The 20765-nt window shown below is 55.6% G+C and carries 18 protein-coding genes; 9 read left to right on the top strand and 9 right to left on the bottom strand.

Features of this window, described 5'->3' with window-relative positions:
• Positions 1-33: 33 nt before the first annotated feature.
• Positions 34-1458, top strand: a complete 1425-nt coding sequence (gene lpdA, locus C3F35_RS07900; RefSeq protein WP_032616565.1) for a dihydrolipoyl dehydrogenase — start codon at positions 34-36, stop codon at positions 1456-1458.
• Positions 1459-1516: 58 nt separating this feature from the next.
• Here lpdA and C3F35_RS07895 read toward each other — a convergent pair whose 3' ends face one another.
• Positions 1517-2311 carry a DUF2950 family protein gene (locus tag C3F35_RS07895; protein WP_103792748.1) on the bottom strand — a complete coding sequence of 265 codons (795 nt, stop codon included), beginning with the start codon at positions 2309-2311 and terminating at the stop codon, positions 1517-1519.
• 11 nt (positions 2312-2322) lie between these two features.
• Positions 2323-3906 carry a DUF3300 domain-containing protein gene (locus C3F35_RS07890; protein WP_103792749.1) on the bottom strand — a complete coding sequence of 528 codons (1584 nt, stop codon included), beginning with the start codon at positions 3904-3906 and terminating at the stop codon, positions 2323-2325.
• Between the two features lie 891 nt (positions 3907-4797).
• Here C3F35_RS07890 and acnB point away from each other — a divergent pair.
• A complete protein-coding gene (gene acnB, locus C3F35_RS07880; protein WP_032616568.1) occupies positions 4798-7395 on the top strand; it encodes a bifunctional aconitate hydratase 2/2-methylisocitrate dehydratase in 2598 nt (865 codons plus the stop codon).
• 174 nt (positions 7396-7569) lie between these two features.
• Positions 7570-7932: a protein YacL gene (yacL, locus tag C3F35_RS07875; protein WP_032616569.1), complete on the top strand. Its 363-nt coding sequence runs from the start codon at positions 7570-7572 to the stop codon at positions 7930-7932.
• Between the two features lie 30 nt (positions 7933-7962).
• On the opposite strand, the gene speD is transcribed toward yacL, so the two are convergent.
• The 3 genes from speD to C3F35_RS07860 form a co-directional block, all read right to left on the bottom strand.
• On the bottom strand, positions 7963-8757 hold the full coding sequence (speD, locus tag C3F35_RS07870; protein WP_032616651.1) for an adenosylmethionine decarboxylase: 795 nt from the start codon (positions 8755-8757) through the stop codon (positions 7963-7965).
• A gap of 5 nt (positions 8758-8762) precedes the next feature.
• On the bottom strand, positions 8763-9620 hold the full coding sequence (gene speE, locus C3F35_RS07865; RefSeq protein WP_032616570.1) for a polyamine aminopropyltransferase: 858 nt from the start codon (positions 9618-9620) through the stop codon (positions 8763-8765).
• A 110-nt stretch (positions 9621-9730) separates the two neighbouring features.
• Positions 9731-10078 carry a YacC family pilotin-like protein gene (locus tag C3F35_RS07860; RefSeq protein WP_032616571.1) on the bottom strand — a complete coding sequence of 116 codons (348 nt, stop codon included), beginning with the start codon at positions 10076-10078 and terminating at the stop codon, positions 9731-9733.
• Between the two features lie 145 nt (positions 10079-10223).
• Between C3F35_RS07860 and cueO the strand changes: the two genes are divergently transcribed.
• Complete coding sequence (cueO, locus tag C3F35_RS07855; protein WP_032616652.1) at positions 10224-11795, top strand: multicopper oxidase CueO; 1572 nt, start codon at positions 10224-10226, stop codon at positions 11793-11795.
• A 71-nt stretch (positions 11796-11866) separates the two neighbouring features.
• On the opposite strand, the gene C3F35_RS07850 is transcribed toward cueO, so the two are convergent.
• Positions 11867-14254, bottom strand: coding sequence for a glucose/quinate/shikimate family membrane-bound PQQ-dependent dehydrogenase (locus C3F35_RS07850; protein WP_032616572.1), 2388 nt, complete (start codon positions 14252-14254; stop codon positions 11867-11869).
• 205 nt (positions 14255-14459) lie between these two features.
• On the opposite strand from C3F35_RS07850, the gene hpt reads away from it, so the two are divergent.
• Positions 14460-14996: a hypoxanthine phosphoribosyltransferase gene (hpt, locus tag C3F35_RS07845; protein ID WP_103792750.1), complete on the top strand. Its 537-nt coding sequence runs from the start codon at positions 14460-14462 to the stop codon at positions 14994-14996.
• Between the two features lie 127 nt (positions 14997-15123).
• Here hpt and can read toward each other — a convergent pair whose 3' ends face one another.
• Complete coding sequence (gene can / locus C3F35_RS07840; protein WP_032616574.1) at positions 15124-15786, bottom strand: carbonate dehydratase; 663 nt, start codon at positions 15784-15786, stop codon at positions 15124-15126.
• 106 nt (positions 15787-15892) lie between these two features.
• Here can and C3F35_RS07835 point away from each other — a divergent pair, with 106 nt between their 5' ends.
• The 4 genes from C3F35_RS07835 to C3F35_RS07820 all read left to right on the top strand — a co-directional run bounded on the left by C3F35_RS07835 (position 15893) and on the right by C3F35_RS07820 (position 19442).
• A complete protein-coding gene (locus C3F35_RS07835) occupies positions 15893-16819 on the top strand; it encodes an ABC transporter ATP-binding protein (protein WP_032616575.1) in 927 nt (308 codons plus the stop codon).
• Positions 16816-17586, top strand: coding sequence for an ABC transporter permease (locus C3F35_RS07830; protein ID WP_032616576.1), 771 nt, complete (start codon positions 16816-16818; stop codon positions 17584-17586). The genes C3F35_RS07835 and C3F35_RS07830 overlap by 4 nt, the downstream gene beginning before the upstream one ends.
• Before the next feature lie 105 nt (positions 17587-17691).
• The gene (locus C3F35_RS07825) at positions 17692-18123 is read left to right on the top strand and encodes a PTS sugar transporter subunit IIA (protein ID WP_032616577.1); all 432 of its coding nucleotides are present in this window, start codon (positions 17692-17694) and stop codon (positions 18121-18123) included.
• Positions 18124-18194: 71 nt separating this feature from the next.
• Positions 18195-19442, top strand: a complete 1248-nt coding sequence (locus C3F35_RS07820; protein WP_103792751.1) for a polysaccharide deacetylase family protein — start codon at positions 18195-18197, stop codon at positions 19440-19442.
• Positions 19443-19445: 3 nt separating this feature from the next.
• Here the strand turns inward: C3F35_RS07820 and panD are convergent, their stop codons facing one another.
• Complete coding sequence (panD, locus tag C3F35_RS07815) at positions 19446-19826, bottom strand: aspartate 1-decarboxylase (RefSeq protein ID WP_032616579.1); 381 nt, start codon at positions 19824-19826, stop codon at positions 19446-19448.
• An 84-nt stretch (positions 19827-19910) separates the two neighbouring features.
• Positions 19911-20765, bottom strand: coding sequence for a pantoate--beta-alanine ligase (gene panC / locus C3F35_RS07810; RefSeq protein ID WP_103792752.1), 855 nt, complete (start codon positions 20763-20765; stop codon positions 19911-19913).

Here is a 20765-nt window from a genome sequence, read left to right as displayed (position 1 = left end):
CGGTGGACGACGGGTATAAATTAAGAGGTCATGATGAGCACAGAAATCAAAACTCAGGTCGTAGTACTTGGGGCAGGCCCGGCAGGTTATTCCGCAGCATTCCGTGCCGCGGATTTAGGTCTGGAAACCGTCATCGTAGAACGTTACAACACCCTCGGTGGTGTTTGTCTGAACGTCGGCTGTATCCCTTCAAAAGCGCTGCTGCACGTAGCCAAAGTTATCGAAGAAGCCAAAGCGCTGGCTGAACACGGTATCGTCTTCGGCGAGCCGAAAACCGATATCGACAAGATTCGTACCTGGAAAGAGAAAGTTATCACTCAGCTGACCGGTGGTCTGGCAGGTATGGCCAAAGGCCGTAAAGTGAAAGTGGTAAACGGTCTGGGTAAATTTACCGGGGCAAACACCCTGGAAGTGGAAGGTGAGAACGGCAAAACCGTGATCAACTTCGACAACGCAATCATCGCGGCGGGTTCCCGTCCGATCGAACTGCCGTTCATTCCACATGAAGATCCACGCGTGTGGGACTCCACCGATGCGCTGGAGCTGAAAACCGTTCCTGAACGCCTGCTGGTTATGGGTGGCGGTATCATCGGTCTGGAAATGGGCACCGTATACCACGCGCTGGGTTCACAGATTGACGTGGTTGAAATGTTCGACCAGGTTATCCCGGCTGCTGACAAAGACATCGTTAAAGTCTTCACCAAACGCATCAGCAAGAAATTCAACCTGATGCTGGAAACCAAAGTGACTGCCGTTGAAGCGAAAGAAGACGGTATTTACGTTTCCATGGAAGGCAAAAAAGCCCCTGCAGAACCACAGCGTTACGACGCGGTGCTGGTAGCGATTGGTCGTGTACCGAACGGTAAAAACCTGGATGCAGGTGCAGCGGGCGTGGAAGTTGACGACCGTGGTTTCATCCGCGTTGACAAGCAGCTGCGCACCAACGTGCCGCACATCTTTGCTATCGGCGATATCGTCGGTCAGCCAATGCTGGCGCACAAAGGTGTTCACGAAGGCCACGTTGCCGCAGAAGTTATCGCCGGTATGAAGCACTACTTCGACCCGAAAGTGATCCCATCTATCGCCTACACCGAGCCAGAAGTTGCCTGGGTTGGTCTGACCGAGAAAGAAGCGAAAGAGAAAGGCATCAGCTACGAAACCGCCACCTTCCCGTGGGCTGCTTCTGGCCGTGCTATCGCTTCCGACTGCGCAGATGGTATGACCAAACTGATCTTCGACAAAGAGACTCACCGTGTGATCGGTGGTGCGATTGTCGGTACCAACGGCGGCGAGCTGCTGGGTGAGATCGGTCTGGCGATCGAAATGGGCTGTGACGCTGAAGACATCGCGCTGACCATCCACGCTCACCCGACTCTGCACGAGTCTGTTGGCCTGGCGGCAGAAGTGTTTGAAGGCAGCATCACCGACCTGCCAAACGCGAAAGCGAAGAAGAAGTAATTTTCTTCCGGCAATAAAAAAGCGGCTCATGAGCCGCTTTTTTTTATTCTGCAAACCTCTACTGCGCCACCCGCTGCCAGCGATCGTCCGGGTTAAAGGTCGGTATCGCTTTTGCTTCCGCCGCTGACTGCTCGCCCAGATTGGCCTGCCAGACCCGATCCTCACCGTTAATCATAAAGCTCATCACCCCGGTCTCGCCGTAGCTCACCGGCCAGGCGATCATTGCAAAGCCTGATTTACTGTCCGGCAGGATACGGAAATGGTAGCCGTGATACCCCTGGCCTGGCGCTTTCGGGCTAAAGGCCGGACCAAGCGGGCTGGGGGCTTCGCCGGGTTTTACCGGCCAGTAAAGCCCATCTTTTTTGCCCTCACTGCTGACAATTTTCTGCGCATACTGCGAGGTGAGGGCGTAATAGCTATCCTGCGCATCCACGTAGGCGTGCAGGGCTTCGATGGCGGCCAGCTCGTTACGGCCCACTTCGCGGGTGAGGATCTCCTCTTTGGCTGCCTGCATGTCGAACTGCCAACCTCCGGTGCGTTTTACCGCCGGGACAGGCAACTGCCAGTGGTACTCTCCCACGGTGAGCCAGGCCATGTCACCGTCGATCACCGTGTGATGGTTCACCTGCCAGTCACGCTTAAAGCGAGCCACGGCCTCCGGGTCAATGCCATCAGTCGGTAAAAAGGTACGCCAGTCCTCTCCGAGCAGGTTGCTCAGTGCGTTGTCATTCTGCTCGTTGATAGCTTTCGCCAGCGCATCGGTCGCCTGTTCAGGCGTACTGAAATAGTGTTGGGCAAAAGCACCAGTCGATACCATGAACAACATCATTCCGCTGAGTAATTTACTTTTCATTGTCCTCTCCCTTAACGATGCCGTAATTCACGGTGCTCACCGCCGCCCCGGCGTTCAGATATCTGTGCTCTGCCGTCGCTGCGTTGTTCCAGATGGCGGCCCAACTGCTCACGGCTTTGCATCCCACGCTGCTGCTGCGACTGCCAGTTGGCGGAACGGCTGTCGTTGCCGCTGAGGGCGTTGGCGCGCGGGTGCGTCTGCGTCGCCCGTTGCGGGGCCTGCACCTTGGGGACGGTTTGGTGATGTGCCGCCGTACGTTGGGTATCGCGCTGGGCATTGCTGGCCCGTTTTACCGTTTGTGGGCGATCATTGTCGTATCCCCGGTAGTTATTGCGCCGGGAGATCTGGTTCAACTGCTGGCTTGCTGCCTGGCGCTGGCCGTCACGGGTGGCCGGATGCGCCGTCCGGGAGAGGTTTTTACCCGTTGAACGCTCCATCTGCGTCATAGCCGCCTGACGCTGGGCGTCGCGGTTCACAGCTCCTTGCGGCGTAGTAAGGCTGTGATTGACGGTCCGGCGCTCCGCGGTATTGTTCTGCTGGTAACGGTTGTTCAACTGGCTGTTGGCGTAGGGCACGCCGCCGCGATAGGCCGGATTATGTTGCCAGCCGTGGTTGGGATTCAGACGCTCTCCACTGATTTTATTGAAGTTATTGACGTTGATATTGATGTTGTTATCGCCGTTTCGTGAATAGCCATCGTGGTGATCCCCGTTATGGTGGTGATGATCCCAGTCGTCATCATCCCAGTCGATATTACTGAAGATGGCGTAGGTGGTGGCTACCCCGAGGCTGAAGCCAAGCCCTTTGACCAGGCTGTCGGTAAACTGCTCCCCCGGAGGCGGCGGTAGATAGACCGGCGGGTAACTGGTATTAGGCCAGGTGCCATAAACCGTACTGGGGTTGTAGGTTGGAACATACACGACCTGCGGATCGGCTGATTCAATCTTGATCACCGTTGGCGCGGGCGTTGAGGCTGGGGCTGAGCTGGCGGCCGCAGTCGATGAAGCGGGTTTCGCCGTTGCCGTTTTTTGCACGGTGGTCACCGTCTGCTGCGGCGTCGATTGCAGCGCGCCGGTTTGCTGCGCCAGCAGGCGTAAGCGCTGGACAGAGTCCATCACATCCTTCGGCTGATTGAGAAACGCATCCCCGAGATTCTGTACCCATGGCGGGTTTTCCCCCATCAGCGACAATAGCTGCGGGAAGGCGACCAGCGATTTAACGCTCGGATCCCAGGGCTGCCCCGCGACGGCCTGAACCGCGGCATCGCCCTGCATACGGGGGTTATCCCGCGACCACTGCGCCGCCTGTATCACGTTCGCCGGATAGGTTGCGGCCATTAAAACTTGCGACAGCAAGGCGTCCGGGTAGAGGGCGACCGGGGCGACCCACTGATCGATTTGTGCTGCGGTGTAGGTCACCGGCGCCTGCGCCACAGCCGCCGGGGCGGTTTGCGCTGTCGGGGCGGGCTGCACGGGGGGGGATGGCTGAGTGAGGGTCTCGGTTGTGCGGCTATTAACGTAGACCACACCCGAGGCGGCAAACAGCCCGGCACTACATATGAGAGCAAGCAGATGAGGCTTAATGGGCAACTTCATAATAAGACTCCGGGGAGAGCAAGGCCGTAAGGCGTTTACGTTGCCGCGAGTATATGCACCCGGGTGTGACTTTTTTGACTTAAACTGGGAACCGTTCCGAATGGCCGGAAAAAGAGTGTGAGTATTTATTACACAGAGTATATCGGAATGTGCAAAAGCCTTTGGGGTATTCAGATGGCCGCTCTTGCGAGCGGCCAGTAGCTAATTGCCAGGGTTAATAACAAACAGCACTGTGATGTCGGATATGCTCCAGCCACCGTGCAGTGCCGTTAGCAATAAACCGATCACAACGATAAGCGTATAGAATCGCATCTCCATTGCGAGCGTTCCTTTGCAGGCTACGCGGGTTCATTCTTCACCGGGAAAGGCAGAACCAGGCAAATTGGGACTTTGCCACGTAGGTTACGGAACTACTCCCAGGCCCGGTGACTGGTTGCTACACCAGCGAAGCAGGCCGATAAAAACAATAGCGGATCCATGTTTAGTGCAGAAGTGGGAAGAGATAATTACATGGGGTTTCATTCGAAACTGGATAAGGCTACGCAAATGTGAACAAGCGAGTTGCAAGTGAGCAAACTTGGGAGCAAAATCAGTTGCGTTGGGACTTTGCCACAAATCTGCCAACCCGGTGTGCTACCACCGCAAGGCAACAAAATAACCGCTTCAGGGCGGTTTTTTTGTGCCCGAAATTCTTCCTGCTTCACCGCTACACCATGCTTAACGATTCAGCAAACAATTCAATGTTGCTTTTTTGTAAACAGATTAACACTGTGTGAAAATCCTGCTATGCTGCCCGACGCGGTATCGGGCATTTACCCTACAAACTGCTGTCTCACAGGAGCGTGAAGAGAACGCCGGCCGCATATGACAATGAGAGCGAGGAGAACCGTCGTGCTAGAAGAATACCGTAAGCACGTAGCAGAACGTGCCGCCGAGGGAATTGTACCCAAACCCTTAGATGCTACCCAAATGGCTGGGCTCGTCGAGCTGCTGAAGAATCCGCCTAAAGGCGAAGAAGAATTCCTGTTAGATCTGTTGATCAACCGTGTACCGCCAGGCGTCGATGAAGCCGCCTACGTTAAAGCCGGTTTCCTTGCTGCGATTGCCAAAGGCGAAGCAACCTCCCCACTGGTTACCCCTGAAAAAGCGATTGAACTGCTCGGCACCATGCAGGGTGGCTATAACATTCATCCGCTGATTGATGCGCTGGACAGCGACACGCTGGCCCCCATTGCCGCTAAAGCACTGTCCCACACGCTGCTGATGTTCGATAACTTCTACGACGTAGAAGAGAAAGCGAAAGCGGGCAACAGCTACGCGAAGCAGGTAATGCAGTCCTGGGCAGATGCCGAATGGTTCCTGAGCCGCCCTGCGCTGGCGGAAAAAATGACCGTTACCGTCTTCAAGGTAACAGGCGAAACCAACACCGATGACCTCTCTCCGGCCCCGGATGCCTGGTCACGCCCGGATATCCCGCTGCACGCGCTGGCGATGCTGAAAAACGCCCGTGAAGGTATTGTCCCGGATCAGCCGGGTGTTGTCGGCCCGATCAAACAGATCGAAGCCCTGCAGCAGAAAGGTTTCCCGCTGGCTTACGTCGGTGACGTGGTTGGTACCGGTTCTTCCCGTAAATCCGCAACGAACTCTGTGCTGTGGTTCATGGGCGATGACATCCCGCACGTGCCGAACAAGCGCGGCGGCGGCCTGTGCCTCGGTGGCAAAATTGCCCCTATCTTCTTCAACACCATGGAAGATGCTGGTGCACTGCCAATCGAAGTGGACGTGAACAACCTAAACATGGGCGACGTGATCGACGTTTACCCGTTCAAAGGCGAAGTCCGTAACCACGAAACCAACGAACTGCTGGCAAGCTTCGAGCTGAAAACTGACGTACTGATCGACGAAGTCCGTGCTGGTGGTCGTATCCCGCTGATCATCGGTCGTGGCCTGACCACCAAGGCGCGTGAAGCCCTGGGCCTGCCGCACAGCGATGTCTTCCGTCAGGCGAAAGACGTGGCCGAAAGTAACCGTGGTTACTCTCTGGCACAGAAAATGGTTGGCCGTGCATGCGGCGTAGCCGGTATCCGTCCGGGTGCCTACTGCGAGCCGAAGATGACCTCCGTTGGCTCCCAGGACACCACCGGTCCAATGACCCGTGACGAACTGAAAGACCTGGCGTGCCTGGGCTTCTCCTCTGACCTGGTGATGCAGTCCTTCTGCCACACCGCGGCCTATCCGAAGCCGGTTGATGTCACCACGCACCACACGCTGCCAGACTTCATCATGAACCGTGGCGGTGTCTCCCTGCGTCCGGGCGATGGCGTGATCCACTCCTGGCTGAACCGTATGTTGCTGCCAGATACCGTCGGTACCGGCGGTGACTCCCATACCCGTTTCCCGATTGGGATCTCCTTCCCGGCGGGTTCTGGTCTGGTGGCCTTTGCCGCGGCGACCGGCGTCATGCCGCTGGACATGCCGGAATCCGTTCTGGTGCGTTTCAAAGGCAAAATGCAGCCGGGCATCACCCTGCGCGATCTGGTGCATGCCATCCCGCTGTACGCGATCAAACAGGGCCTGCTGACCGTTGAGAAGAAAGGTAAGAAAAACATCTTCTCTGGCCGCATCCTCGAGATCGAAGGTCTGCCGGATCTGAAAGTGGAGCAGGCGTTCGAACTGACCGATGCTTCCGCTGAGCGTTCTGCTGCGGGCTGTACCATTAAGCTGAACCAGGCGCCAATCGAAGAGTATCTGACCTCTAACATCGTGCTGCTGAAGTGGATGATTGCTGAAGGCTACGGCGACCGTCGTACCCTGGAGCGTCGTATTCAGGGCATGGAAAAATGGCTGGCGGATCCACAGCTGCTGGAAGCCGATGCTGACGCAGAATACGCGGCGGTGATCGACATCGATCTGGCCGACATCAAAGAGCCGATTCTGTGTGCACCGAACGATCCTGATGACGCACGTCTGCTCTCTGACGTACAGGGCGACAAGATCGACGAAGTGTTCATCGGCTCCTGCATGACCAACATCGGTCACTTCCGCGCTGCCGGTAAACTGCTGGATACCCACAAAGGCCAGCTGCCGACCCGTCTGTGGGTGGCTCCGCCAACCCGTATGGATGCGGCACAGCTGACCGAAGAGGGCTACTACAGCGTGTTTGGTAAGAGCGGGGCGCGTATTGAAATCCCGGGTTGCTCCCTGTGTATGGGTAACCAGGCGCGCGTGGCTGACGGTGCGACCGTTGTGTCTACCTCGACCCGTAACTTCCCGAACCGTTTAGGTACTGGTGCTAACGTCTACCTGGCTTCTGCGGAGCTGGCGGCGGTTGCGGCACTGATTGGCAAACTGCCAACGCCGGAAGAGTACCAGACCTTTGTGGCGCAGGTAGATAAGACCGCGGTAGATACTTATCGCTATCTGAACTTCGATCAGCTCTCTCAGTACACTGAGAAGGCTGACGGGGTGATCTTCCAGACCGCAGTATAAGCCGCAAAACCGTCTCTCTGGAGACGCAATCGCCCGGTGGCGCTACGCTTACCGGGCCTGCAAGACCCATCGCAACCGCGGTGGGTTTTTTATTTTCATTCCTTCACGCGTTACGCTTTTTTTCTTCCCCTGTGCTGCGATAATTACATCAAGGGCTTTGCAGAGGAAAATACTATGGATTACGAATTTCTGCGTGATATCACCGGTGTGGTGAAAGTGCGTATGTCGATGGGCCATGAGGTGGTCGGTCACTGGTTCAATGAGGAAGTGAAAGAGAACCTGAGCCTGCTCGATGAAGTGGAACAGGCTGCGCGCACCGTGAAAGGCAGTGAACGATCCTGGCAACGCGCCGGACATGAATACACGTTATGGATGGACGGCGAAGAGGTCATGGTTCGCGCCAACCAGCTGGAGTTTTCTGGCGACGAGATGGAAGAGGGGATGAATTACTACGATGAGGAGAGCCTGTCGCTGTGCGGCGTAGAGGATTTCCTTCAGGTGGTAGCGGCCTACCGTGACTTCCTGAAACAGAAATAAAATCAGGAGCATCCTTGCTCCACCGATGCCTTATACGGTCGCAATGTTGCGGCCGTAGTAAATTTCGCGCATCTCTTTCCACAGCAGGTCCGTGATGACCTTACGTTCATCTTCGCTTAAATCTTCCGGCCGGGTATGGAACATGTAGTGCTTAAGGTCGAACTCCTTCAGCAGCATCTTGGTATGGAAGATATTTTCCTGATACACGTTCACATCCATCATGTCGTACAGCGATTTCATATCTTCAGACATGAAGTTCTGAATCGAGTTAATTTCATGATCGATAAAGTGCTTCATACCGTTGATATCACGGGTAAAGCCGCGCACACGATAGTCGATGGTGACGATATCCGACTCAAGCTGATGAATCAGGTAGTTCAACGCATTGAGGGGGGAGATGACGCCGCAGGTCGATACTTCAATATCGGCACGAAAAGTACATAACCCGCCTTCCGGGTGACTCTCCGGGTAGGTATGTACGCAGATGTGGCTCTTATCGAGATGGGCAACGACCGCTTCCGGCAGCGGGCCGGGATGCTCACTGTGGTCGATAAGCGTCGGGTCAACCGGCTCTTCACTGACCAGAATGGTGACGCTGGCACCCTGGGGTTCATAATCCTGTCGCGCGATATTCAGGATATTGGCCCCGATGATGGAGCAGGTCTCTGACAGGATCTCGGTCAGTCGGTTGGCGTTATAGAGTTCATCGATATAGGCGATATAACCATCGCGCTCTTCCGCCGTTTTAACATAGCAGATATCGTAAATACAAAAACTCAGGCTTTTGGTCAGGTTGTTAAAGCCATGCAGTTTTAGCTTTTTCAATTCATTCACCCCCTCAGAGCCTCTTGCAAATATTGCGGTAAGGCAAAGGCTGCGGTATGGACGGCCGGATTGTAATAACGGCAGGTCAGATTTGCGTGCTGGAAGCGCGCCTGAATAATACCGGTAGAGAGATGACGCAGGGCTTCATTATCCGTTGCCCAGGCAAAGGTCATCACGCCGCCGTAATAGGTGGGGATCGCCGCCTGGTAGAAGCTGACGTCGGTAAAGTAATGGCTCAGCTTACGGTGGCTGTCGATAGCCTCATCCTGCTGCAGGAAGCAGACGCCGTTCTGGGCGACGAAGACCCCGCCGGGGTTCAGGCAGCGTTTGCAGCCCTCATAGAACGCCGAGGTAAACAGGCTTTCGCCTGGCCCAATCGGATCGGTGCAATCAGAGATGATGACATCAAAGGTGCGCGTCGTCTGGTTAACAAAATTAACGCCGTCGTCAATCACCAGCGTAAAGCGCGGATCGTCGTAGCTTCCGGCGTTGTGATTGGGCAGATACTGGCGGCAGAAGGAGACGACGCCAGCGTCGATCTCGACCATGGTAATGCTTTCAATGGTTTTGTGGCGGGAGACTTCACGCAGCATGGCGCCGTCGCCACCGCCGATGATCAGCACATGTTTTGCATTGCCGTGTGCCAGCAGCGGTACGTGAGTCATCATTTCATGATAGATGAACTCATCACGCTCGGTGGTTTGCACCACGCCATCCAGCGCCATTACCCGGCCAAAAGCCGCGTTTTCGAAAATGATCAGATCCTGATGATCGGTTTTCTCATGATAGAGCACGTTATCAATGGCAAAGTACTGTCCAAACTGGTCATGCAGCGTTTCATGCCACATTTTCTTTTCGGCCATGGGATGATACCTCCTTTGTTAACACCCGCTTAAAACAGGCGCAACATCATAGCTAACAATGACCGTGGTTGCACGGTCATCAATTCAGCAAAAGGGCATCGGGAGGGGAGTTACTTAACGTAGGCGAGCAGGCTCAGTGAATCGCGAGCCAGAGCTTTACATTTTTTTGCTGTGGGAATGCCGATGCCGCTGAGATCGCGGTAGCTGTCTTCACCGAGGGTTTTCATATCAAAACTGTCGTAGTTGCTCAGATCCCACTGGTTCTGTTGAGCAAAGAAGACCAGCGCGCGACGGATCTGGCCGTTAGGTAAATTCTGGTAGCCACAGTCGTTTTTCAGGAATACAAACACCGCCGTTAAATCCGCCATGTCTTCGGCTTCATTTTCACTCAGCGCATAGCTGTTTGCGCAACTCATCATCAGGGTGCTGAACAGAATTGTTCGGAAAAACGTCTTCATTGCTTCTACCAATACGTCACGGAAATTCAACGTTAGCACACTTCCCGCCGGTGCGACGATCTTTATTCTCTCTGCTTTTCTTGACCTTCCGGCAAGGGGAGGGTTTATGCTCATCTCATCGAATGCTGCGAATACGGAGATGAACATGCAACGCCGTGATTTTTTAAAATATTCTGCTGCACTGGGTGTCGCCAGTGCCCTGCCGCTGTGGAGTCGCGCCGCTTTTGCGGCCGAGCGTCCCGTTCTGCCAATCCCCAATTTACTGACGCCCGATGCGCGTAATCAGGTGAAGCTGGTGGTGCAGGCGGGTAAAACTACCTTTGGCCCGCACAACGCCACCACCTGGGGCTACAACGGCAATCTGCTTGGCCCGGCCATTCAGCTACACAAGGGAAAAGCGCTGACCGTAACTATCCACAACACCCTCAATGAAGAGACCACCGTCCACTGGCATGGTCTGGAAGTGCCGGGCGAGGTGGACGGTGGCCCGCATGGCATCATTAAACCCGGCGGCCAGCGGACGGTGACCTTTACCCCGGACCAGCAAGCGGCAACCTGCTGGTTCCATCCCCATCAGCATGGGAAAACCGGGCATCAGGTGGCGATGGGACTCGCCGGGCTGGTGCTGATTGAGGATGACGAAAGTCGCCTGCTGCGTCTGCCAAAGCAGTGGGGCATCGACGATGTACCGGTGATTGTCCAGGATAAAAAATTTACTGCCGACGGGCAGATTGACTATCAGCTGGATGTGATGAGCGCCGCGGTGGGCTGGTTTGGTGACACGCTGCTGGCCAACGGCGCGATTTACCCGCAGCACAATGCCCCGAAAGGCTGGCTGCGTCTGCGCCTGCTCAACGGCTGTAACGCCCGCTCGCTTAACTTTGCCGCCAGCGATAAACGCCCGCTGTATGTGGTCGCCAGTGACGGAGGGCTGCTGGCGGAGCCGGTGAAAGTGACCGAGTTGCCGATGCTGATGGGCGAACGTTTTGAGGTGCTGGTGGATATCAGCGACGGCAAGGCGTTTGACCTGGTGACCCTGCCGATCAGCCAGATGGGGATGGCCGTGGCACCGTTCGATAAACCACACCCGGTGCTGCGCATTCAGCCGCTGCTGGTGACCGCATCGGGCACATTGCCGGATACGCTGACCACCCTGCCGGCTCTGCCATCACTTGAGGGGCTGACCCAGCGGAAGCTGCTGCTGTCGATGGATCCGATGCTGGACATGATGGGCATGCAGGCATTAATGAAAAAGTACGGGCACCAGGCAATGGCAGGTATGGACCACGGCCAGATGGAGCATGGTCAGATGGACCACGGCAAGATGGATCACGGCAAGATGGGCGTGATGGATCACAGCATGCATGCGTTTGATTTCCATAACGGCAACCGCATTAACGGCCAGGCCTTCGACATGCATACCCCGCAGTTCGCGGCCACCAAAGGGCAGTATGAGCGTTGGGTGATCTCAGGGGAGGGCGACATGATGTTGCACCCGTTCCACATTCACGGCACCCAGTTCCGCATCCTGGCGGAAAACGGCAAAGCGCCAGCGGTGCATCGTGCGGGCTGGAAGGATACGGTGCGCGTTGAGGGCGGAGTGAGCGAGGTGTTAGTGAAGTTCGATCATGCTGCGCCGAAAGAGTTTGCCTATATGGCGCACTGTCATCTGTTAGAGCATGAAGATACGGGGATGATGCTCGGCTTCACCGTATAAAAAAGCCCGGTGGCGCTAACGCCTACCGGGCCTGGAGCTTTAAAACGGCAACCCTGGTTGCCGTTTTGCTTTTACTTCTCGTCAGGCAAGGCGTAGGCAACAATGTAGTCGCCCATCTTCGTACCAAACGAACCGTGACCCCCTGCGGAAATCACCACAAACTGCTTACCATTGGCCTCATAGGTCATTGGCGTGGCTTGTCCACCCGCAGGCAGACGACCCTGCCACAGTTTCTCACCGTTGCTCATGTTGTATGCGCGCAGGTAGTTATCGGCAGTCGCGCCAATGAACAGCACGTTACCGGCGGTGGAGATTGGGCCACCCAGCATCGGCATACCCATATTGAACGGCACCGGGATCGGCATCGGGAACGGCATGCTGTCCTGTGGCGTACCAATACGTTTTTTCCAGACGACCTGATTGGTCTTCAGATCCGTTGCTGCGATATAACCCCATGCAGGCTGTTTACACGGCAGGCCAAACGGAGAGAGGAACGGGTTCAGCGTCACGCCATACGGCACGCCGTACTGCGGCTGAATACCGGACTCTGTACCTGTACCCTGAGCGTCTTTCGGCTGCTCCATTGGGTTGCCTGGGCCACGTGGGATCAGCTTCGACACAAACGGCAGCGCCATCGGGTTAGCAATTGCCACCTGACGGTTTGGATCCACCGAGATACCGCCCCATTCGAACATCCCCAGGTTACCCGGGAACACCAGCGTGCCCTGCTCGGACGGCGGTGTGAAGATGCCTTCATAGCGCAGCTGATGGAACATCACGCGGCACACCAGCTGGTCAAACATAGTGGCACCCCACATGTCTGCCCCGCTGAGATCTTTCTTCGGACGGAAGCTCAGATCAGAGAACGGCTGGGTTTTAGTAACGTAATCGCCTTTCGCTGCGCCCTGCGGAACCGGTTTTTCCGGTGCCGGCACGACCAGTTGGCCGTTACGACGATCCAGTACAAAGATATTACCGGTTTTCGCCGGGGCGTAGATCACCGGTACGGTCTGGCCGTTAACGGTGATGTCAGCCAGCGTCGGCTGGGACGGCAGATCCATATCCCACAGATCGTGGTGAACGGTCTGGTAGCTCCATGCCAGTTTCCCGGTGGTGGCGTTCAGCGCCAGTACGGAGCTGGCATAACGTTCCTGTTCCGGTGTGCGGTTACCGCCCCAGATATCTGGCGTGGTCACGCCCATCGGCAGATAGACCAGGTCCAGCTTCGCGTCATAGGCGGCTGGCGCCCAGGAGTTCGGTGAGTTGAAGGTAAAGGTGTGCTCATCCGACGGGATGGAGTTTGGATCTTTCGCACCCGGGTCAAAGGCCCACAGCAGCTTACCGGTGTTAACGTCAAAACCACGGATTACACCGGAGGTTTCACGGGTAGAGAAGTTATCCGTTACCGACCCGGCGATCACGATGGTTTTATCGGTGATGATCGGCGGAGAAGTTGGCTCATACAGACCCGGAGTTTGATCCGGCATGTTGGTCTGCAGATTCAGGATACCTTTGTTGGCGAAGGTTTCGCACAGCTTGCCGGTCTCAGCGTTGAGGGCAATCAGGCGACCATCGTTCACTGGCAGCATAATGCGGCGCGGACAATCAGCAATGACTTCCGGGCTGGCATTATCGGCACGTGCTTCGTGGTAAGAGACGCCACGACAGGTTACGTGCTGGAACGAGGAGTTAGGTTTAAGCTGCGGATCGTAGTGCCATTTCTCTTTACCGGTAGCCGCATCCAGTGCAAACAGACGTTGGTGAGCGGTACAAAGATACAGCATGTTGCCGACTTTAATCGGGGTAACTTCGTTGGTCAGTTCGCCCGGATCGGTCGGTAACTTCAGATCGCCAGTACGGAATACCCAGGCCTCTTTCAGCTTGTGTACGTTATCGGCATTGATCTGCTTCAGTGGCGAGTAACGTTGGCCTTCCTGGTTACGACCGTAGGCAGGCCAGTCGCCATCTGCGACCTCAGAAATGGCTGCCGCCGGGGTAGCGTCGGCACTCAGGGTACCTTTTACTTCCTGCGGATCGTTGAAACCCGCCCAGGTCAGGATGCCACCGCTAATCAGCAGCGCCACGACCAGAGCAGTCACCGCCCCGCCGGAACGCACGAACAGTCGACGCCAGACGAAAGGCAGGATCAGCCAGATACCGAAGAAGACCAGAATATCGCTACGCGGGGTCAAGGCCCAGAAGTCGAAGCCGACCTCCCAGACGCCCCAGATCATCGTGGCAAGCAGCAGGGCGGCATAAAGCCACAGTGCCGATTGTTTACTGCGCCATAACATCAGGGCGACACCCAGCATCACTACGCCAGCAATCGGGTAGTACCAGGAACCCCCAATGGCTACCAGCCAGACTCCACCTATTAGCAGGTAAAGCCCGCATAAGGCTGCGAACAGCGCTGTTAGCTTCACGAGTAACCGTGAAGGTTGAACTTTTGTTTCCGCCATAAAAAGTACTCTTTAAGTTTGTTAATTTTTTGATAGCAATTAATTATAGGACTTAACAAGTGTGATCGGAATCACAAATCTGGCTTTTATGAACAGATGCGCCAGGCGGATCCATTTGCTGGTATACTTCAGGGCTTATGTAGCGATGCCGGACGTGAAGCCATCGGCATTGAGAAATTCGTTATAAAAACATACGGTTAGTAAAATGAAACATACTGTTGAAGTGATGATCCCGGAAGCGGAAATCAAAGCGCGTATCGCCGAACTCGGTCGTCAGATCACCGAACACTATAAAGACAGCGGCAGCGAGATGGTGTTGGTGGGTCTGTTACGCGGTTCCTTCATGTTTATGGCCGATCTCTGCCGCGAAGTGCAGGTCTCCCATGAAGTCGATTTTATGACCGCCTCCAGCTATGGCAGCGGTATGTCGACGACTCGTGATGTGAAAATCCTTAAAGACCTGGATGAAGATATTCGCGGCAAAGATGTTCTGATTGTTGAAGACATCATCGACTCCGGTAACACCCTGTCGAAGGTGCGCGAAATTCTCAGCCTGCGTGGCCCTAAATCGCTGGCGATTTGTACCTTGCTGGACAAAGCGACCCGTCGTGAAGTTCAGGTTCCCGTGGAGTATGTCGGCTTCTCAATCCCGGACGAATTCGTGGTGGGTTACGGCATTGACTACGCGCAGCGCTACCGTCATCTGCCGTATATCGGCAAAGTGGTGTTGCTGGACGAGTAAACGAGTTGGGTGCGGCTTGATACCCTCACCCCAGCCCTCTCCCACAGGGAGAGGGAGCAAAGCCAAAAAACGGCAACCGGGTTGCCGTTTTGCTTTTACCTCGGCACCACCCGGCTTTTTTGCAGGCTTACTTGTGGTTTTCGTGCTTCTGAGTCAGGTTACAGATGCCCCGACGGTAGCGCTGTTCCAGGGTTTCCCGGTTGGTGGCGGTCACTTCCAGGTCGCGCAGCAGGCCATCGTGAATACCGTACGCCCAGCCGTGGATCGTCACTTTCTGCCCGCGCTTCCAGGCGGATTGCATAATGGTGGAGTGGCCCAGGTTGTATACCTGTTCCATTACGTTCAGTTCACACAGGGTATCCAGGCGACGCTCCTGCGGCATTTGCCCCAGCAGTGAGCTATGTTTGAACCAGATATCACGAATGTGCAGCAGCCAGTTGTCGATCAGACCCAGTTCCGTGTTCTCTACCGCCGCCTGTACGCCGCCGCAGCCGTAGTGGCCGCAAATAATGATGTGTTCGACTTCCAGCACATCAACCGCATACTGCACCACGGACAGACAGTTCAGGTCGGTGTGGATCACCAGGTTGGCGACGTTACGGTGTACAAAGAGTTCGCCCGGTTCGAGGCCCGTCAGACGCTCAGCCGGAACGCGGCTATCGGAACATCCAATCCACAGAAAGCGTGGCTTCTGCGCTTGAGACAGTTTCTCAAAAAATCCGGAATCTTCTTCCAGCAGCATCTTTGACCATAGTGCGTTATTGCTGATGAGTGTATCTATGTCGTTCATGGAGGTTAACGGCCTGTAACCGAGTGATTGCGTTGCGCTAATATAGGGTAACTCGACTTTTTATGAAACCACACAACGTGTGTCAGAACTATAGGTAGTCTAATTCATGGCGATTGCACTTGAGCTTGAGCAACTAAAAAAAACCTACCCGGGCGGCGTCCAGGCGCTGCGCGGGATAGATCTCAAAGTAGAAGCCGGTGATTTTTATGCGCTTCTGGGGCCTAACGGGGCGGGTAAATCCACCACCATCGGCATCATCAGCTCGCTGGTGAACAAAACCTCCGGTCGGGTGAGCGTGTTTGGCTACGACCTGCAAAAAGACGTAGTGAACGCCAAGCGCCAGCTGGGGCTGGTGCCGCAGGAGTTCAACTTCAATCCGTTTGAGACCGTTCAGCAGATTGTGGTGAACCAGGCGGGTTATTACGGCGTGGAGCGTAAAGATGCAGTTGAGCGCAGCGAAAAGTACCTCAAACAGCTCGATTTGTGGGAAAAACGTAACGAACGTGCGCGGATGCTGTCAGGTGGTATGAAGCGTCGTCTGATGATTGCCCGTGCGTTAATGCACGAACCAAAACTGCTGATCCTCGATGAACCGACCGCTGGGGTGGATATTGAACTTCGCCGCTCGATGTGGGGCTTTTTGAAGGATTTAAACGACAAAGGCACCACTATCATTCTCACCACCCACTATCTGGAAGAGGCCGAGATGCTGTGCCGTAACATCGGCATCATTCAGCACGGCGAGCTGGTGGAAAACACCTCGATGAAAAACCTGCTCTCCAAGCTGAAATCAGAAACCTTCATTCTCGATCTGGCGGCCAAAAGCGCGCTGCCGAAGCTGGAAGGCTATCAGTACCGTCTGGTCGATACGTCAACGCTGGAAGTGGAAGTTCTGCGCGAGCAGGGGATCAACAGCGTCTTTAGCCAGCTGAGCCAGCAGGGGATTCAGGTATTAAGTATGCGTAACAAAGCAAACCGACTGGAAGAGCTGTTCGTCTCGCTGGTCCATGAGAAACAAGGAGATCAGGCATGATGCAGCTTTACTGGGTGGCGCTGAAAAGTATTTGGGCCAAAGAGATCAACCGCTTCATGCGCATCTGGATCCAGACGCTGGTGCCGCCGGTGATCACCATGACTCTCTACTTTATTATCTTCGGCAACCTGATTGGCTCGCGGATCGGTGAGATGCACGGCTTCACCTATATGCAGTTTATCGTGCCCGGCCTGATCATGATGGCGGTGATCACCAACGCCTACGCCAACGTGGCCTCGTCGTTCTTCAGCGCCAAGTTCCAGCGCAACATTGAAGAGCTGCTGGTGGCGCCGGTGCCTACTCACGTTATCATCGCTGGTTACGTCGGCGGCGGGGTGGCGCGCGGTCTGTGCGTCGGTGTGCTGGTCACGGCGATTTCGCTGTTCTTTGTGCCGTTCCAGGTACACTCCTGGCTCTTCGTCGGCCTGACGCTGCTGCTGACGGCGGTGCTCTTCTCGCTGGCCGGTCTGCTGAATGCGGTATTCGCCAAAACCTTTGACGATATCAGCCTGATCCCGACCTTCGTCCTGACGCCGCTGACCTACCTCGGCGGGGTGTTCTACTCTCTGACGCTGCTGCCGCCGTTCTGGCAGGGGCTGTCACACCTGAACCCTATCGTCTATATGATCAGCGGTTTCCGCTTTGGCTTCCTTGGCATTTCCGACGTACCGCTGGCAACCACCGTCGGCGTGCTGGTGATCTTCATCGTGGCCTTCTATCTGCTGTGCTGGAACCTGATCCAGCGTGGACGCGGACTGCGCAGCTGATCCTCAGGCCCGGCGACACTCTGTTGCCGGGCCGCTTTATTGATGCTTATCACCCCCGTACTCTCCTGTCTCCGTTAGACTACCCCTTTCTGATGAGAGGTGACGATGCTGGGTTGGGTAATCACGTGCCATGATGAACATGCGCAGGAGATGGCGGATAAACTCGCCGTCCGGTTTGGGCCGCTGGAACAGTGCCAGGTGGTCAATTTCTGGCGCGGATTAAGCTGCAATATGCTCAGCCGTATGCTGTGCGATGCCCAGCATCGGGCCGACAGTGGTGACGGGGTGATTTTCCTGACCGATATCTCCGGCGCAGCCCCTTATCGTGCGGCGGCACTGCTCAGCCACAAGCATGCCAACTGCGAAGTGATCTCCGGGATTAGCTATCCGCTGCTGGAGTTGATGTACCCTCTGCGGGAGATCACCGACAGCATCGGCTTTCGCGAGACCATTGTGGCCCGCGGCGCACCGGAAGTGAGCAGCCTGTGGCATCAGCAACAGAAAAACCCGCCCTTTGTCCTGCTTCACGAGCTGTAGAAATATTAATCATGGGTTTTGCTGCCGCTTTTGTTACAATGGCGTCCGATTTTCGTATTGAATAAACCCCTATGTTCTCGCGTATTTGTCTCCTGTTTTTGCTGCTGGTTTCCGGCGGCGTGTCTGCCAGTCTGCTCAGCCAGCCAGGGCTCCCGCCACGCTATATGCAAACCACCGAAGATGCCGCCATCTGGGCGCAGGTGGGCAACAATGTCGTCACCGTCGGCAACGTGCGTGCCGGACAAATCATTGCAGTGGTGCCTACCGCGGCGGATTACTATGAGTTCCGTTTTGGCTTTGGCACGGGCTTTATCGACAAAGGTCATCTGGGCGAAGTGCAGGGCAAACAGCGCGTGGAGGACAGCCTGGGCGATTTGAACAAGCCGCTCAGCAACCAGAACCTGATCACCTGGAAGGATACGCCGGTCTATAACGCGCCCAATGCCGGAAGCGCGCCGTTCGGCACCCTGGCGGATAATCTGCGTTACCCGATCCTCAGCAAGCTGAAGGACCGGCTTAACCAGACCTGGTATCAAATCCGCATCGCCAACCGCCTGGCCTGGGTCAGCAGCCTTGATGCTCAGGAGGATAACGGTCTGCCGGTTTTGACTTATCACCATATCCTGCGGGACGAAGAGAACACCCGTTTTCGCCATACCTCAACCACCACCAGCGTGCGCGCCTTCAATAACCAGATGGCCTGGCTGCGCGATCAGGGTTACACCACCCTGACGATGTACCAGCTGGAAGGCTATGTGCGTAACAAAATGAACCTGCCGGCTCGCGCGGTGGTGATCACCTTTGACGACGGCCTGAAGTCGGTCAGCCGCTATGCCTGGCCGATCCTGAAGCAGTATGGTTTTCACGCCACGGCGTTTATTATCTCCTCGCGGATCAAAGCCCATCCGCTGAAGTGGGATCCCCGATCGCTACAGTTTATGAGCATTTCCGAGCTGCGCGAGATCCAGGATGTGTTTGACGTCCAGTCACACACCCATTTCCTGCATCGGGTGGATAACTACCGTCATCCCATCCTGCTGAGCCGCACCTACCAGAACGTGCTGATGGATTTTAAACACTCCCGTCGCGCGCTGGCGCAATTCAACCCGCACGTGCTGTATCTCTCGTACCCGTTCGGCGGCTATAACAATAACGCGGTTAAAGCGGCCAACGACGCGGGCTTTCATCTGGCGGTGACGACGGTGAAGGGGAAGGTGAAACCGGGGGATAATCCATTCCTGCTGAAGCGCTTATATGTGCTCAGAACGGACTCGTTAGAGACGATGTCGCGGCTGATCAGTAATCAGCCGCAAGGATAACGATCAGGCGACCTGAACCGGAATCGCTTTCGCGGTACGTTTCATGTCGTTATCACCTTCAAAGTAGGCGACTTTTGGCTGCCAGCGGCGTGCTTCTTCATCGGACATCATGACAAAGCTGGCGATGATGACGATATCACCCACGTTGGCACAATGCGCTGCTGCACCGTTGACAGAGATAATTTTAGAACCACGTTCAGCCGCGATAGCATAGGTTGAGAAACGATTGCCGTTACTCACGTTCCAGATATCAATGGCTTCGTTTTCAAGAATACCCGCTGCGTCGAGAAAATCCTGGTCGATCGCGCAGGAGCCTTCATAGTGCAGATCGGCCTGCGTGACTTTCACACGGTGAAGCTTACCTTGCAGCATTTTGCGAATCATGACGTTACCTTAACTCTTTATCGTATCCCCTCCCGAAGAAGGGGCGGAGGAAAACTAATCCGTTAGCATGGTTATGCTCAGTGCTTACTGAGCCAGTTCAACTACAGTGTTGTCAATCAGGCGCGCCTGGCCGAGCCATGCGGCCACCAGGATCACCGCGCGCTTGCTGTCAGACGAGAGCGCCAGCAGGGTGTCAGCATCGCGGATCTGCACATCGTCAGCCCGAAGGCCCCGATCGTTCAGCGCCTGTTCCGCCAGAGCCACGATCTCTTCGCTGTTCAGTTCTTTGCTTTTCAGATGGGTCGCCATGGTGCTCATCACCTGGTACAGGCCCGGGGCGATTTTACGTTGTTCGGCGGTGAGGTAACCGTTGCGCGAACTCAGCGCCAGGCCATCTTTGGCCCGCACGATCGGCACGCCAACGATCTCGATGTCGTAGCCCATGTCGGCCACCATTTTGCGGATCAGCGCCAGCTGCTGGAAATCTTTCTCACCGAAGCAGGCAATATCCGGCTGCACCAGGTTAAACAGCTTGCTGACGATGGTCGAGACGCCGCGGAAGTGACCCGGACGGCTGGCCCCTTCCAGCATGGTAGAGATACCCGGCACGTCGACAAAAGTGGTCTCTTCCGTGCCTTTCGGATAGACATCGTTCGGGGCCGGGGAGAAGACGAAATCCACCTTATGCTTTTTCAGCTTCTCGCAGTCTTCCTGTAGCGTGCGCGGGTAGCGCGCCAGGTCGTCGGCACGGTCGAACTGCATCGGGTTAACAAAAATACTCACCACCACCACATCGGCGCGGGCTTTGGCTTCGTCCACCAGCTTCATGTGGCCGTCATGCAGGTTGCCCATGGTAGGCACCAACGCGATACGTTTACCTTCCTGGCGCAAACGACGAATGTGCTGGCGCAGCAGCGGCAGGGTTTCAATGATTAGCAC

The organism is Leclercia sp. LSNIH3 (assembly GCF_002935105.1).
GTDB lineage: Bacteria > Pseudomonadota > Gammaproteobacteria > Enterobacterales > Enterobacteriaceae > Enterobacter > Enterobacter adecarboxylatus.
The sequence above is the reverse complement of the archived record's forward strand: the minus strand, read 5'-3'. Positions and strand labels throughout refer to the sequence as shown.

Coding starts and splice junctions, on each gene's coding strand:
- can (WP_032616574.1), bottom strand. CDS start 15,786: ATGAACGACATAGATACACTCATCAGCAATAACGCACTATGGTCAAAG.
- C3F35_RS07820 (WP_103792751.1), top strand. CDS start 18,195: ATGTTCTCGCGTATTTGTCTCCTGTTTTTGCTGCTGGTTTCCGGCGGC.
- C3F35_RS07850 (WP_032616572.1), bottom strand. CDS start 14,254: ATGGCGGAAACAAAAGTTCAACCTTCACGGTTACTCGTGAAGCTAACA.
- C3F35_RS07835 (WP_032616575.1), top strand. CDS start 15,893: ATGGCGATTGCACTTGAGCTTGAGCAACTAAAAAAAACCTACCCGGGC.
- yacL (WP_032616569.1), top strand. CDS start 7,570: ATGGATTACGAATTTCTGCGTGATATCACCGGTGTGGTGAAAGTGCGT.
- C3F35_RS07825 (WP_032616577.1), top strand. CDS start 17,692: ATGCTGGGTTGGGTAATCACGTGCCATGATGAACATGCGCAGGAGATG.
- lpdA (WP_032616565.1), top strand. CDS start 34: ATGAGCACAGAAATCAAAACTCAGGTCGTAGTACTTGGGGCAGGCCCG.
- C3F35_RS07830 (WP_032616576.1), top strand. CDS start 16,816: ATGATGCAGCTTTACTGGGTGGCGCTGAAAAGTATTTGGGCCAAAGAG.
- cueO (WP_032616652.1), top strand. CDS start 10,224: ATGCAACGCCGTGATTTTTTAAAATATTCTGCTGCACTGGGTGTCGCC.
- panD (WP_032616579.1), bottom strand. CDS start 19,826: ATGATTCGCAAAATGCTGCAAGGTAAGCTTCACCGTGTGAAAGTCACG.
- C3F35_RS07890 (WP_103792749.1), bottom strand. CDS start 3,906: ATGAAGTTGCCCATTAAGCCTCATCTGCTTGCTCTCATATGTAGTGCC.
- C3F35_RS07860 (WP_032616571.1), bottom strand. CDS start 10,078: ATGAAGACGTTTTTCCGAACAATTCTGTTCAGCACCCTGATGATGAGT.
- hpt (WP_103792750.1), top strand. CDS start 14,460: ATGAAACATACTGTTGAAGTGATGATCCCGGAAGCGGAAATCAAAGCG.
- speE (WP_032616570.1), bottom strand. CDS start 9,620: ATGGCCGAAAAGAAAATGTGGCATGAAACGCTGCATGACCAGTTTGGA.
- C3F35_RS07895 (WP_103792748.1), bottom strand. CDS start 2,311: ATGAAAAGTAAATTACTCAGCGGAATGATGTTGTTCATGGTATCGACT.